This is a genomic window from Enterobacter cloacae subsp. cloacae ATCC 13047, assembly GCF_000025565.1.
GTDB classification, from domain to species: Bacteria; Pseudomonadota; Gammaproteobacteria; order Enterobacterales; family Enterobacteriaceae; genus Enterobacter; species Enterobacter cloacae.
This window is the reverse complement of sequence record NC_014121.1, coordinates 2,083,686-2,096,836: the sequence shown is the minus strand read 5'-3', so window position 1 is coordinate 2,096,836 and position 13,151 is coordinate 2,083,686. Positions and strand designations below refer to the sequence as shown.

Here is a 13,151-nt window from a genome sequence, read left to right as displayed (position 1 = left end):
GGTCTAAGCATTTTTAAATTTCTCTGATGTCTCCAATATATACTCTGTGATTATATACAGTATAGTTGTCACTAACGGGAGATTTCATGCACACTTCTGACGATGTGATACCCGGCGCAGTTGGGCATACTAGCCCTGTATTGGTCTCTATCTCGAATGTGGTCGGATAAGGGAGGCTGGTCTCAACTGGTTCCATATAAATTCGCGACTATTGGCGCGAAGCAGAATATCAAGGTCTATAAGGGTAAAGCAGGGTATTTCAAAATTGAATCGAGCTAAGCAAAAGAGCAAATTTGGGGGCAAAACGTAGTTGGGGGCAATTTGGGGGCAGTAAAAAGTCTCTTTATCTCCGGTAGTGTCTTTTCGCTATGCTGGGTAAAAGCATGATAACCATAGAAAACATACTGTTTACATAATGTTGCTTTAAGGGGTACCATACCCCCCTATAGTATCAGGAGGCCGTATGCCGCACTCACCCGAAGATAAAAAACGTATCCTCACTCGCGTTCGTCGCATTCGGGGCCAGGTTGATGCCCTTGAACGCGCGCTGGAGTCGGGCGACCCCTGTCTGGCCATCCTGCAGCAAATTGCCGCCGTGCGCGGTGCTGCCAATGGCCTGATGGGCGAAATGGTCGAAATTCACCTCAAAGATGAGCTGGTAACGGGGGAAACCACGCCGGATCAGCGAGCCGTGCGCATGGCAGAAGTCGGCCATTTACTGCGCGCTTATCTAAAATAAACCCACACACCACACAATAAGGGAAGACACTATGAAATCTCGCGCAGCCGTCGCATTTGGCCCTGGCCAGCCGCTCAAAATCGTTGAAATCGACGTTGCACCGCCGAAGAAGGGCGAAGTGCTGATCAAAATTACCCATACCGGGGTGTGCCATACCGATGCCTTTACGCTGTCGGGCGACGATCCGGAAGGCGTTTTCCCGGCGGTGCTCGGCCATGAAGGGGGTGGTGTGGTGGTGGAAGTGGGCGAAGGCGTGACCAGCCTGAAGCCGGGCGACCACGTAATCCCGCTCTACACCGCAGAATGCGGCGAGTGTAAGTTCTGTAAATCCGGTAAGACCAACCTCTGCCAGGCGGTTCGCGCCACCCAGGGCAAGGGGCTGATGCCGGACGGTACCACCCGTTTCTCCTACAACGGCGAGCCGGTTTACCACTACATGGGCACCAGCACCTTCAGTGAATACACCGTTTGCGCGGAGATCTCACTGGCGAAGGTGAACCCGCAGGCGCCGCTGGATAAAGTCTGTTTGCTGGGCTGCGGCGTCACCACCGGGATTGGTGCAGTACACAATACGGCGAAAGTGAAAGAGGGCGACACCGTGGCGGTGTTCGGTCTTGGCGGGATTGGTCTGGCGGTGATTCAGGGCGCGGTCCAGGCGAAGGCCGGGCGGATCATCGCGGTGGATACCAACCCGGAGAAATTCAATCTGGCGGGTGAAATGGGCGCGACCGATTTCGTGAACCCGAAAGATCACGAAAAACCGATTCAGGAGGTCATTGTTGAGATGACCGACGGCGGCGTGGACTTTAGCTTCGAATGTATCGGCAACGTGAACGTGATGCGTTCCGCGCTTGAATGCTGCCACAAAGGCTGGGGCGAGAGCATTATCATCGGCGTGGCCGGTGCGGGCCAGGAGATCAAAACTCGTCCGTTCCAGCTGGTAACCGGGCGCGTATGGCGTGGCTCAGCGTTCGGCGGCGTGAAAGGGCGCACGCAGCTGCCGGGGATGGTTGAAGATGCGATGGCCGGGAAAATCCAGCTTGATCCGTTCATTACCCACCGTTTACCGCTGGAGCAGATCAACGAGGCGTTCGATCTGATGCATGAAGGTAAATCCATTCGTACTGTTATTCATTTCGGCGACAAGTAACTCTTCTGCCAGCGGTTTTTCGCCGCTGGCGTTTCTTTAATAATCTTCTCTAAAGTGTGACCAGTGCGGCGTTTTTAGCCGTAATCTAAATCTCAGCCGTGCCGATGACTATTTAACAGGCGTGTTTTTACGCATCTTACCTACAAGAGAGTCGACGGTCATGGACAACACTACTTCGATGCCAGCGCAGCGCAAGCTGGGCTTCTTGCATCACATCAGGCTGGTTCCGCTGTTTTCCTCCATTCTCGGTGGCATTATTCTGCTATTTGCCTTGAGCGCAGGTCTGGCGGGGTATTTCCTTTTACAGGCCGACACCGATCAGCAGGATGTCACGTCTGAAATTCAGGTGCGTATGGGGCTGTCGAATAGCTCAAACCATCTGCGAACCGCGCGTATCAATATGATCCACGCCGGGGCGGCGAGCCGTATCGCGGAAATGGATGCGATGAAGCAAAACATCGCTGAGGCGGAAAAACGGATCAAACAGTCTCAGGAAGGGTTTAATGCCTACATCAATCGCGCGGTTCGTACGCCTGAGGATGAAGCGCTGGATGCCGATCTGAAAACACGCTATGACGCCTATATCGCAGGCCTGCAGCCGATGCTTAAGTTTGCTAAAAACGGCATGTTTGAAGCCATCATTAACCATGAAAACGAAAGCGCCCGCCCGCTGGATGATGCCTACAACGCCGTGCTGCTGAAGGCGATAAAGATCCGCACCGAGCGCGCGAACGCCCTGACGGTTAAGGCACACAGCCGCACCCAGCTGGGTCTGATGTTTATGGTGGGCGCGTTTGCCCTGGCGCTGGTGCTGACGGCCATGACCTTTGTCGTGCTGCGTCGCACGGTTATCACCCCGTTGCAGCGCGCCGCGAAACGCATTGAAAATATCGCCAAAGGCGACCTCACCATGCCGGACGATGTGGCCGGACGCAGCGAAATTGGCCGCCTGACGCGCGACCTGCAAACCATGCAGCACTCGCTGGAGAACACCGTTGGAACCGTGCGTCAGGGGGCGGAAGAGATCTATCGTGGCACCAGCGAAATCTCCGCAGGCAACACCGACCTCTCTTCCCGTACCGAGCAGCAGGCGGCTGCCATTGAGCAGACGGCAGCCAGCATGGAGCAGCTCACCGCAACGGTGAAACAGAACGCCGATAACGCGCACCATGCCAGTAAGCTGGCGGAAGATGCCTCCGGTAAAGCCAGCCGTGGCGGCCAGATGGTCTCCGGGGTGGTTAAAACCATGGGCAATATCTCCACCAGTTCGAAGAAGATTTCCGAAATTACCGCCGTGATTAACAGTATCGCCTTCCAGACCAATATTCTGGCGCTTAACGCGGCGGTAGAAGCGGCGCGTGCGGGTGAGCAGGGGCGCGGGTTTGCCGTGGTGGCAAGCGAAGTTCGTACTCTGGCAAGCCGCAGTGCGAATGCCGCCAAAGAGATCGAAAGCTTGATCAACGAATCCGTTTCGCTGATTGACCAGGGCTCGGGTGAGGTCGTCGCCGCCGGTAATACCATGAATGAAATCGTCGAAGCGGTTAAACGCGTGACGGACATTATGCTGGAGATCGCCGCCGCGTCTGATGAACAGAGCCGTGGTATTGAGCAGGTGAGCCAGGCGATTTCTGAGATGGATAAAGTGACCCAGCAGAACGCCTCGCTGGTGGAAGAAGCTTCCGCCGCGGCGGCGTCGCTGGAAGAACAGGGCGCGCGTCTGACCGAGGCGGTGGGTGCGTTTCGACTGAGCGGCGCGAAGCAAGGCCGGGCGGCAACGTCTGCGCCAGTGGCGAAGAATGCGCCGCTGCGTCCGGCGGCAGCGGTTTCCGGGGATAACTGGGAGACGTTCTGAGTGGCGTGTTGTGTCGGGTGGCGGCTTCGCCTTACCCGACCTACAAATAAAAAGGGACCTTTCGGTCCCTTTTTTCATCGCTTACTTTTTATCGGGTAACGCATACGCGATAACGTAATCACCGCGATCCGGTGACTGGCGGGCGCCGCCAGCGTTAATGACGATGTACTGTTTACCGGTTTTCGGTGAAACGTAGGTCATTGGCCCGGACTGGCTGCCGACCGGCAGACGGTCTTTCCAGATCTCTTTTCCGGTGGCGGTATCGAACGCGCGCAGGTAGAAATCCTGAGTGCCGGCAAAGAACAGCAGGCCAGACTGGGTGGAGAGTGACGCGCCAAGGGGTGGCATCCCGATAGGGATCGGCATATGCATGCGAATACCCAGCGGGCCGGTATCTTCCACGGTGCCCACCGGAACCTGCCACACCAGCTTGCCGGATTTCAGGTCAACCGCGGACATCGTGCCAAACGGCGGTTTCTGGCATGGAATACCCAGCGGTGACAGGAAACGCTCGCGCATGGCGCCGAACGGCGTGCCGTCCATGGGCACAATACCCATCTCAATCCCGCTGGCGTCTTTCGCCACGCTGGCGCGCGGTACCATGTAGTTGGCCAGTCCCAGGCGCATATCGTTGACGAACATCAGCCCGTTGTTCGGATCGACCGAGACGCTGCCCCAGTTCATCCCGCCCAGTGAGCCAGGGAACTGCAGAGAACGATCGAGACCCGGTGGGGTAAAGACCCCCTGATGGCGCATCTCTTTAAACTGAATCCGGCACAGCAGCAGGTCGACAGGCGTCGCGCCCCACATGTCGGACTCGGTCAGAGTCTGGTTGCCAATCATCGGCATACCGACGGAATACGGCTGTGTCGGGGAGTAGCGTTCGCCCTGCACGTTACCCGCCGGGACCGGACGTTCTTCCACTTTCGCCACCGGTTTGCCGGTTTCGCGGTTGAGCATAAAGATCATGCCCTGTTTACTGGTCTGCACCAGTACCGGCGTGGTTCCGCCTTTACCGTCTGGCAGATCGTACAGCAGCGGTTGAGAAGGCAGATCGAAGTCCCACAGGTCGTGATGGGTGGTCTGGAAATGCCAGCGGACCTGGCCGGTGGTGGCGTCAACGGCAACGATGGAGGAGCTGTATTTATCATCCAGCGCGGTGCGTTCTCCGGCCCAGAAATCTGGCGTGGCGTTACCGGTTGGCAGGTAAATCAGGTTCAGTTTTGCGTCATAGGACATTGCAGACCAGACGTTCGGTGTACCGCGCGTGTAGGTCTGGCCTTCCGGCGGCAGGCCGGTCAGGTCCGGATTACCCGGGTCCCACGCCCAGGCCAGTTTACCGGTATGAACGTCATAGGCGCGCACCACACCCGGCGGTTCGCCGGTGGAGAAGTTATCCGCCACGCGTCCGCCGACCACCACCACGTTTCCTGCCACCAGCGGCGTGGAGGTTTGCTGATAGTAGCCCGGTTTAATCTCACCCATACCCACGCTCAGATCCACGGTACCTTTGTCACCAAAGTCTTCGCAGGCTTTACCGTTATCGGCGTTGATGGCAATCAGGCGGGCATCGGTGGTGGGCAGGAACAGACGGCGCGGACAGGCGGCGGGCTGCGCATCTGTCTGTGACGTTGTCACGTCTTGTGAATCTTCAAAATAGCCCAGCCCACGGCAGCGCTGCCAGTTCGGGGCCGTGGCTTTGGCGTCGTAACGCCACTTCTCTTTCCCGGAATCTACATCCAGCGCCAGCACTTTGCTGTACGGCGTACATACGTAGAGCGTGTCGCCAATCTGCAGCGGCGTGTTCTGGTCTTCCGCACCGGAGCCATTGCTCTGGGGGATATCCCCGGTATGGGCAACCCACGCGACTTTCAGCTCGTTAACGTTCTGCTTGTTAATCTGGTCAAGGGCCGCAAAACGATCCCCGTGGGTGGTGTTACCCCAGTGTTCCCAGTTCTTCTGCTGTTCGCCAGCCGCGACCGGTTTCACCGGCACCGGCTCATTCGCCGCCACCAGCGTTTGAGGTTTGAACATCCAGCCCAGGCTGACCAGCATTGCCACGGCGAGCAGCGCAGCCACGCCAAAGGCCGGGCCTTTTTTCACCGGCGTCGCACGGTTTGCCGCACGCAGGAACGGCCAGACGAGGGCACACAGGAATGCCAGAACCGCAAAGGTGAAGAGGCGTGAGAAGAGCGGCCAGAAATCCCAGCCGGCATCGCTTACCGCCCAGAACAGCGACGCGATAAACGCGATGCCATACAACACAATCCCGCTGCTGCGGTTGATGAAAATCAGGATCGCGGCAATCACCATTACCACGCCCATGATCAGGAAGTATCCACTTCCGCCTACGGTGACGAGTTTAAAACCCAACCCGCCAACGGCCAGACCGACGATCGCCATCAGTCCGGCAAGGAGCCACTGCAGGATACGGGGTATCCCACGTGGCGCGCTGCCAAATGCCATCTCTTTCTCCTTAAGATCCCCCGCTGCTCAGCACGATAACGTGCCGGAAGTGTACCAGGTGGGTAATAAATGCAGTGGGAATAATGATTAATACGCTTGAATTCGGGGTTTATAAAACATTTACGAACCATCTGGTGAATTCGTCGCTATGATAAAACTGTTAAATTGTTTTGCGCAATTGTTAATAAATGATTTCGCATTAAATGATTAGAACGCAGGAATGACCCTCGCCCCGGGGGGAGAGGGTCAGGGCAAGGGGAAAGGAATCAGGCAGGCATCGATTTACGTATCGCGCTCAGCAGCGTTTGTGCACCTGAGGAGAGCGGCGTATCAACGCGGGTTATAATGCCAATCGGTTCGCCGGCGCCGGGCGAGGTCACCGGCAGTGCGGTGAGCGTGCCCTGGCGTAAATCATCTTTGACCGCGCCGGAGGGGACGAACCAGACGTAGTCATAATCCACGGTAAGCTGGCGTGACAGGGAGGCGGACAGGGTTTCAATACAGCCTGTCGGCAGCGTACAGCCCTGCATCTGCAGTAACGTTTCGGCATTTTGCCGTGGAACCGTACCTTTTGGTGACACGACCACCGGCCACTCCATCACCCGGCTTAGGGTAACCGTATCCTGCAACAGAGGATGGTTGGGGCGTACCACCAGCTTCAGGGATTCCAGGAACAGCAGCTCATAATTCAGACCCACCATCAGTTCAGGATCTGACATCCGTCCGATACCCAGATCCAGCTCGCCGGATTTCAGCCCCGCAAGCAGCATGGTGTTATTCATGGTGGCGACCTGCAGGGTCGTATGTTTTTGCTGTTTGTGAAACTGACCGATCACCGGCGGTAGAATGCCCAGCGCCGCCGTGGGCAGGGCACCCACACGGACAATCTCGTGCGTCTGCTCTTCTTTACGGTTTAGCGCCTGTCCGGCGGTATTGAGCGCATCAAGCACTTTTACTGCATGGGTCAGAAACTGCTCGCCGACCAGGGTCAGTTGTGCGCCCAGACGGCCGCGATCGAACAGACGGGCACCGGTCAGTTGTTCCAGCTCGTTAAGCGTTTTTGAGAGAGCAGGCTGGCTCAGGTTAAGGGTTTCAGCCGCACGCCCCAGCGTTCCCTGTTGAGCGACGGCCACAAATGTATGCAAATGGCGCAAGCGTATGCGCTGACTGAACAGACCATTTTTTTCCATAGGCGATGTTAAAAACAGAGCGATGCGGGTGACAAGCTAAGTTGTTTAATTTTGATAACTTGATAGCAAAATATTTTTAACATTTGATCTGTTTGAGTTACAACATGTTTTTGGCGGGGGGCTGAACGTCCTTGTTCATTTATTGCACATTCGGGCAGGGAAACGTTAAATCACGCCATCACCGCCGTCGGAACACCATACCTGGCCGGTCGTAAAGGAACACTCATCTGACGCCAGCGTGACGTATAAAGGTGCAATCTCCACCGGCTGGCCCGGACGGCCCAACGGTGTGTCACCCCCAAACTGCTTCACTTTTTCCATCGGCTGGCCGCCGCTGGATTGCAGCACCGTCCAGTAAGGCCCGGGAGCCACGGCATTAACGCGAATGCCCTTCGGCCCCAGTTGTTTGGCAAGGGATTTGGTAAACACCGCCAGACAGGCTTTGGTCTGGGCATAGTCCAGCAGGACAGGGCTGGGTTTTACCGCCTGCACCGAGGAGGTGTTAATAATTGCCGCAGGGGCTTTCAGATGGCGAAGCGCCGCTTTGGTGATCCAGAACGGGGCATAAACGTTGGTTTTAAACGTGGCATCGAAATCTTCAGTAGTGAGTTCTTCCAGCGATTCCCGATACTGCTGGCGACCGGCGTTATTCACCAGAATGTCCAGCCCGCCAAGTTTAGCCACCGCTTCTTCCACCAGGTTCTGGCAGAAGGTTTCATCCCGGACATCCCCCGGCAGCGCGACGGCGTTGCGTCCTTCGGCCTTGATCAGGTCGATGACCTCTGCGGCGTCTTTCTCTTCTTCAGGCAGATAATTAATGGCGACATCGGCGCCTTCACGGGCGTAGGCAATGGCCACCGCGCGGCCGATACCGGAGTCACCGCCGGTAATCAGCGCTTTTTTGCCCGCCAGACGGCCGTGGCCTTTATAGCTCGTTTCCCCGTGATCGGGAACAGGTTGCATCTCAGAAGCCAGTCCTGGTGGCGTCTGCGGCTGTTCCGGGAAAGGGGGTTGCGGATAAGCGTTCGTACGTTGTTGAGTATCACTCATAGCTGACTCCTTAAGCCAATAGGTGAGTTAGGATGAAAATACAGCGTTAACGCTTCGCTGAGTTATTTCTGCAGATGATCGACACGCACCACGGAAGGCGATGACTTTTTATCAAGCGAACCGTTAATGCTGATCATCTGGTCTGGTTTGACTGTTCTGCCGTCAAAAACTGCTTTTGGGATAATAACGTCGATTTTTCCGGATTTATCCTGAAATACATACTTATCGCCGCTACCGTCAATAAGGTTGCCGCGCAGTGAAATGGTCGCGCCATCATGCATTTGTTTCGCCTGGTCGATGGTCATAATACGGGCATCATCCGTGCCGCGATAACCGCTATCCAGCGCATGCGGAGGAGGCGGCGCTTCACCCTTTTGTAACCCGCCGTTATTATCAGCCCATGCGGTTGGCACCATAAATATTAAAAAAGCGGAAATAAGTGATAATTTCATCTGATATCCTTCATTTAAGGTGTCTTGACTTATTAAGTATTGTTGCTATTCCTTTATGTGGCAAATGTGATAAGTCTTAAAAACATTCGCCATACAAAACAGAACGTTTGGTAAATTAGCGAAACGGTGATAGCTACCATGAATGATAAAAATGAAAAGTTACCCGGGATAAATGAGAGTTATCGCTTGCTAAGGTTTGAATATGCATTTCGCCAGGTCGGATTTATTGTGTTACTGAGTATTATCATCGCAGCGATTGCCGGTCTGTTTTCAAGTGGGATAGTGAGTGACACGGAGAAAACCAATTCTGCAAAAAACCTGACCCTCAACTATGAGCGCTTTGCGCGTCGGCAAACGGAGTCGCGACTTCAGCTGACCTTTCCAGTCAACAGCGAGGGCAAATACACCGTGAGCATGACCAGCGAGAGCAGCGACGCCTACGAGCCGGGCAGCGTCTGGCCGCAGCCAGACAGCATGTACAGCCGCGGGAACACGCTCTATTTTGTCTATAATCATCTTGATAAATCGCCACATTTTTCGGTCTGGCTGTTCATTACCTCGACCAGAGGCGGTAAATGGCACAACGTCATTCGTGTAAACAACCTGCCGGATATTCCTTTCTGGCAATTTATTTACCCTTAGGAGGCTGCCATGGATATGGTTTTTAGGGCGTTGGCGATTTACCTGTTTCTGGTGGTGGTCTTCAAAGTGGCCGGACGACGTGCGTTGCTGCAGATGACCAGCTTTGACCTTATTCTCCTGTTAATTATCAGCGAAGCAACCCAGCAGGCCCTGCTGGGGGAGGATTTTTCGGTCACGGGCGCAATGATAACCATCACCACGCTGGTGGTTGTGGATATTATTTTTGGACTGATGAAAAAGTATTTTTCGCCGGTGGAGAATATCCTGGATGGCACGCCGGTAATTCTGGTTGAGAACGGCGTGCCCTTAGCAGATAAACTCAAAAAGGTCGATGTTTCATGTGATGATATTCTGGTTTCAGCCCGGCAGAATAATGGTATTACAAAGTTAAGTGAAATTAAATATGCCATTCTGGAACGCAATGGCCATATTTCCATTATTCCTGAGAAAAAATGAGAGGCCTGATGATGAGCAATCTATACCACGACAACACCATTACCGTGGCTGAACTGACCAAAAAACTGGCGAGCAGGTTAATCGATGCAGGGCTTCGCTTAACAACCGCAGAATCCTGCACCGGCGGGAAGCTTTCGGTGGCGCTCTGCGCGGAAGAGAACACTGCCGATTTTTATGATGTGGGGCTGGTCGTCTTCAGCGATAGCGCGAAGGAGAGGATCCTGGGCGTAAGCCCGGAAACCCTCGCGCGGTTTACCGCCGTCAGTGAACAGACCGTCACCGAGATGGCGGCCAGCATCCGCGACATTGCCCAGGCCGATGTCAGTATCGCCATCAGCGGCTATGCCGGGCCGGAAGGGGGAGAAGACGGCACGGCGGCGGGGACCGTGTGCTTCGCCTGGAATATTGGCGGAAAGACGGAAACGAGCAGGGTGCTCTTTTCCGGCGACTGTCAGGACGTGGTGGAAAAAGCGGTGCATTACTCGCTGGCTGAATTAGTGACGAAATTATCGGGCTGAAATAACGCGGAGGTTTTATGGCTGTGATGGTCATTACTGGCGGGACGGCGGGCGTGGGGAAAGCCACGGCGCTGCATTTTGCAAAAGCGGGCTACGATGTGGGCATTATAGCGCGCGAGGAGACAAGCCTGCACTCGACCCAGGAAGAGCTACGCCGTTTTGGCGTCAATGCGTTGGCCGTGCAGGCGGATGTGGCCGACAGTCAGGCGGTGGTGGATGCCGCCAACGAAATTGAGTATCGCCTTGGGGCGATTGATGTGTGGGTCAATAATGCCATGGGGGCGGTGCTGGCGCCGTTTCGGACCATGACGCCGGATGAATTTCGCCGCGTTACAGAAGTCACCTACCTTGGCTACGTGAACGGTACCCGTGCCGCGCTGGAATTGATGGTGCCGCGCGATCGGGGCGTGATTATTCAGGTTGGCTCCGCGCTGGCCTACCGCTCCATTCCTCTGCAGTCCGCCTACTGCGGCGCCAAAGCCGCGATCCGGGGCTTTACCGATGCGGTGCGTACCGAGCTGATGCATGAGAACAGCCGGGTGCAGCTCGCCATGGTCCAGATGCCGGGGCTGAATACGCCGCAGTTTGAATGGGCACGGAATAAGTTTGCCTGGGCGATGCGCCCGGTTCCGCCGGTGTTTGAGCCGGAAGTGGCCGCGAGTGCCATTTTCAGGGTGGCGCAAAAACCGGTGCGCGAGCTGTGGGTGGGCAGCAGTACCATCCAGTCGATTGTCGGCCAGTTCCTCTTCCCCGGCTTTCTTGACCGTCTGATGGTTAAAAAGGCCTGGGAAGGGCAGATGACCGACACCCTGAACGCAGAAGACCGGCGGGATTATCTCGACCAGCCGGTCAACGACCTGCACAAAATCCACGGCCATTTCTCCGCTGAGGCGAAAACGCGCGCCAGCGCCGTCTCCTCTGGCGTGCCCGGGAAAGTGCTGCTGGGCTCCCTGGCCGTCGCAGGGATTGTGCTCACACGCCTGATGCGCGGCCGCAAAAAGTAGTCAGCGCAGCGCGCTACGGTTTGTCCAGAACCAGCGATAGCCGTAGCCGCCTATATTCAGCTCAACGGTTTTGCCGCAGACCAGCGCATCCTCGTAGCGTTTGTCTGCCAGACAGGCAGTCCAGGTGGCGTGGCGGATCCCTCTGGCGGTGAAGGTCACCGGTTTATCGCTGAAATTAACAAAGGTAAGAATGCTGCGATCTTCAGCCTCGTAGTAAATCCCCAGCACCGCATCATCATCGATGGCGATAAGATGAAACGGCGCCACGGCAATCTCCGGGAATTCAGACCGCGTGTTGGCGATATCGATAATCCGGTGCAGCAGCGAATTGCGGTGCAACAGCGAATCCGCCACGTTAATTTTCTGATAACGATAGGGCCCGTGGTCAATGATGGGCGCGATAAAGCTCTGCGGGTCTGCGTCAGAGAAGCCACCGCCCTGAGAGGGCGCCCACTGCATGGGCGTACGCACGGCGTAACGCTCTTCTAAATCCAGATCATCTCCCATGCCGATTTCATCCCCGTAGCGCATAACGGGCACCCCGGGCAGGGAGAACAGCACGGCGTGGCAGAGCGCCAGCCGCTTCTGGTCGCCGTTCAGCATCGGCGCCAGGCGACGGCGGATCCCACGCTGGTACACGTTCATCTCTTCATCCGGGGCGAACGTGTCGAGGACGAACTGTTTGTCCTTTTTACCGATCCCCTCCAGATCCAGCTCGTCGTGGTTACGCAACCAGTTGGCAAAGCAGCAGGAGTCTGGCGGGACGATCATTTTCTTCACCGCATTGCGCAGCGGGCGGGCGCTTTTCCTGGCCAGGCTCACGTAGAAATATTTATTAAGCCAGAAGTTAAGCACCAGATGCAGGCGGTCGTTATTGCCGAAATAGTCCTTGTAGGCTTCCACTTCTACGTCAACTTCACCGAGCAGGATCGCCTGCGGGTTATGTTGGGTAATCAGGCGGCGCAAGTGCTCCAGGATCCACAGCCCCTTTTTCTCGTCACCGCCTCCGGCCTGGGTGGTGAGATGCGACGCGGCGTCCAGACGGAATCCCGATACGCCGAGCTTAAGCCAGAAGAGGATAATGTTCTCTATCTCTTTAATTACCGCTGGTGAGGTGAGGTTGAGATCAGGCTCGTGGCGATAAAACATATGCCGGTAGTATTGACCCGCCTCGTCATCCCATGTCCAGATGCTCTTTTCCACGCCGGGGAACATCGGGGGCGTATCGTCATCGTCATTATCTGACCACAGGTAATAGTCGCGAAAGGGGGATTTCGGGTTGCGCCGGGCCTCCTGAAACCAGGGGTGGGCGTCCGACGTATGCTGGATCAACAGCTCGATAATGACCTGCATCCCCAGCTCACGTGCCTGCTCAATAAAAGCGATAATATCCGCCAGTTTGCCGAACCGGGGATCGACCTGCAGGTGGTCGCTGACGTCATACCCTTCGTCCAGAAAAGGGGTAAGGTAAAACGGAGTGATCCAGATTACTGTCGCCCCCATGCGGCGTATATAACGCAATTTGGCCGTTATTCCGGCGATGTCTCCGCAGCCATCGCCGTTTAAATCGTAAAACAGTGCCGTATCAATTTGATAAATAATGGCCCGTGTATGCCATCCTGCCATCCTGCA

General features: G+C 55.8%; 12 protein-coding genes. 7 read left to right on the top strand and 5 right to left on the bottom strand.

Annotated features, from left to right (window positions below):
• Nucleotides 1–463: 463 nt before the first annotated feature.
• The 3 genes from ECL_RS10135 (at nucleotide 464) to ECL_RS10125 (ending at nucleotide 3,741) form a co-directional block, all read left to right on the top strand.
• Nucleotides 464–739 carry a metal/formaldehyde-sensitive transcriptional repressor gene (locus ECL_RS10135; RefSeq protein ID WP_013096678.1) on the top strand — a complete coding sequence of 92 codons (276 nt, stop codon included), beginning with the start codon at nucleotides 464–466 and terminating at the stop codon, nucleotides 737–739.
• 31 nt (nucleotides 740–770) lie between these two features.
• Nucleotides 771–1,889: an S-(hydroxymethyl)glutathione dehydrogenase/class III alcohol dehydrogenase gene (locus tag ECL_RS10130; protein WP_013096677.1), complete on the top strand. Its 1,119-nt coding sequence runs from the start codon at nucleotides 771–773 to the stop codon at nucleotides 1,887–1,889.
• 160 nt (nucleotides 1,890–2,049) lie between these two features.
• Nucleotides 2,050–3,741, top strand: a complete 1,692-nt coding sequence (locus ECL_RS10125; protein ID WP_038419375.1) for a methyl-accepting chemotaxis protein — start codon at nucleotides 2,050–2,052, stop codon at nucleotides 3,739–3,741.
• 81 nt (nucleotides 3,742–3,822) lie between these two features.
• Here the strand turns inward: ECL_RS10125 and ECL_RS10120 are convergent, their stop codons facing one another.
• The 4 genes from ECL_RS10120 to ECL_RS10105 form a co-directional block, all read right to left on the bottom strand.
• A complete protein-coding gene (locus ECL_RS10120) occupies nucleotides 3,823–6,207 on the bottom strand; it encodes a glucose/quinate/shikimate family membrane-bound PQQ-dependent dehydrogenase (RefSeq protein ID WP_013096675.1) in 2,385 nt (794 codons plus the stop codon).
• 266 nt (nucleotides 6,208–6,473) lie between these two features.
• The gene (locus ECL_RS10115) at nucleotides 6,474–7,397 is read right to left on the bottom strand and encodes a LysR substrate-binding domain-containing protein (protein WP_013096674.1); all 924 of its coding nucleotides are present in this window, start codon (nucleotides 7,395–7,397) and stop codon (nucleotides 6,474–6,476) included.
• Nucleotides 7,398–7,562: 165 nt separating this feature from the next.
• Complete coding sequence (locus ECL_RS10110; RefSeq protein ID WP_013096673.1) at nucleotides 7,563–8,447, bottom strand: SDR family oxidoreductase; 885 nt, start codon at nucleotides 8,445–8,447, stop codon at nucleotides 7,563–7,565.
• A 62-nt stretch (nucleotides 8,448–8,509) separates the two neighbouring features.
• Complete coding sequence (locus tag ECL_RS10105; RefSeq protein WP_013096672.1) at nucleotides 8,510–8,899, bottom strand: YdeI family stress tolerance OB fold protein; 390 nt, start codon at nucleotides 8,897–8,899, stop codon at nucleotides 8,510–8,512.
• A gap of 138 nt (nucleotides 8,900–9,037) precedes the next feature.
• Here ECL_RS10105 and ECL_RS10100 point away from each other — a divergent pair, with 138 nt between their 5' ends.
• From ECL_RS10100 to ECL_RS10085, 4 genes are read left to right on the top strand one after another with little or no spacing between them, the layout of a single operon-like run.
• Entirely contained in the window at nucleotides 9,038–9,541 is a 504-nt protein-coding gene (locus ECL_RS10100) for a hypothetical protein (protein ID WP_013096671.1), read from the top strand.
• A 9-nt stretch (nucleotides 9,542–9,550) separates the two neighbouring features.
• Nucleotides 9,551–9,997, top strand: a complete 447-nt coding sequence (locus ECL_RS10095) for a DUF421 domain-containing protein (protein ID WP_013096670.1) — start codon at nucleotides 9,551–9,553, stop codon at nucleotides 9,995–9,997.
• Between the two features lie 11 nt (nucleotides 9,998–10,008).
• A complete protein-coding gene (locus ECL_RS10090; RefSeq protein ID WP_028027876.1) occupies nucleotides 10,009–10,515 on the top strand; it encodes a 2-oxo-tetronate isomerase in 507 nt (168 codons plus the stop codon).
• Between the two features lie 17 nt (nucleotides 10,516–10,532).
• The gene (locus ECL_RS10085; RefSeq protein WP_013096668.1) at nucleotides 10,533–11,519 is read left to right on the top strand and encodes an SDR family oxidoreductase; all 987 of its coding nucleotides are present in this window, start codon (nucleotides 10,533–10,535) and stop codon (nucleotides 11,517–11,519) included.
• Here the strand turns inward: ECL_RS10085 and ECL_RS10080 are convergent, their stop codons facing one another.
• Complete coding sequence (locus ECL_RS10080; RefSeq protein WP_013096667.1) at nucleotides 11,520–13,145, bottom strand: alpha-amylase family protein; 1,626 nt, start codon at nucleotides 13,143–13,145, stop codon at nucleotides 11,520–11,522.
• Between the last annotated feature and the right edge of the window lie 6 nt (nucleotides 13,146–13,151).

Coding starts and splice junctions, on each gene's coding strand:
- ECL_RS10135 (WP_013096678.1), top strand. CDS start 464: ATGCCGCACTCACCCGAAGATAAAAAACGTATCCTCACTCGCGTTCGT.
- ECL_RS10130 (WP_013096677.1), top strand. CDS start 771: ATGAAATCTCGCGCAGCCGTCGCATTTGGCCCTGGCCAGCCGCTCAAA.
- ECL_RS10125 (WP_038419375.1), top strand. CDS start 2,050: ATGGACAACACTACTTCGATGCCAGCGCAGCGCAAGCTGGGCTTCTTG.
- ECL_RS10120 (WP_013096675.1), bottom strand. CDS start 6,207: ATGGCATTTGGCAGCGCGCCACGTGGGATACCCCGTATCCTGCAGTGG.
- ECL_RS10115 (WP_013096674.1), bottom strand. CDS start 7,397: ATGGAAAAAAATGGTCTGTTCAGTCAGCGCATACGCTTGCGCCATTTG.
- ECL_RS10110 (WP_013096673.1), bottom strand. CDS start 8,447: ATGAGTGATACTCAACAACGTACGAACGCTTATCCGCAACCCCCTTTC.
- ECL_RS10105 (WP_013096672.1), bottom strand. CDS start 8,899: ATGAAATTATCACTTATTTCCGCTTTTTTAATATTTATGGTGCCAACC.
- ECL_RS10100 (WP_013096671.1), top strand. CDS start 9,038: ATGAATGATAAAAATGAAAAGTTACCCGGGATAAATGAGAGTTATCGC.
- ECL_RS10095 (WP_013096670.1), top strand. CDS start 9,551: ATGGATATGGTTTTTAGGGCGTTGGCGATTTACCTGTTTCTGGTGGTG.
- ECL_RS10090 (WP_028027876.1), top strand. CDS start 10,009: ATGAGCAATCTATACCACGACAACACCATTACCGTGGCTGAACTGACC.
- ECL_RS10085 (WP_013096668.1), top strand. CDS start 10,533: ATGGCTGTGATGGTCATTACTGGCGGGACGGCGGGCGTGGGGAAAGCC.
- ECL_RS10080 (WP_013096667.1), bottom strand. CDS start 13,145: ATGGCAGGATGGCATACACGGGCCATTATTTATCAAATTGATACGGCA.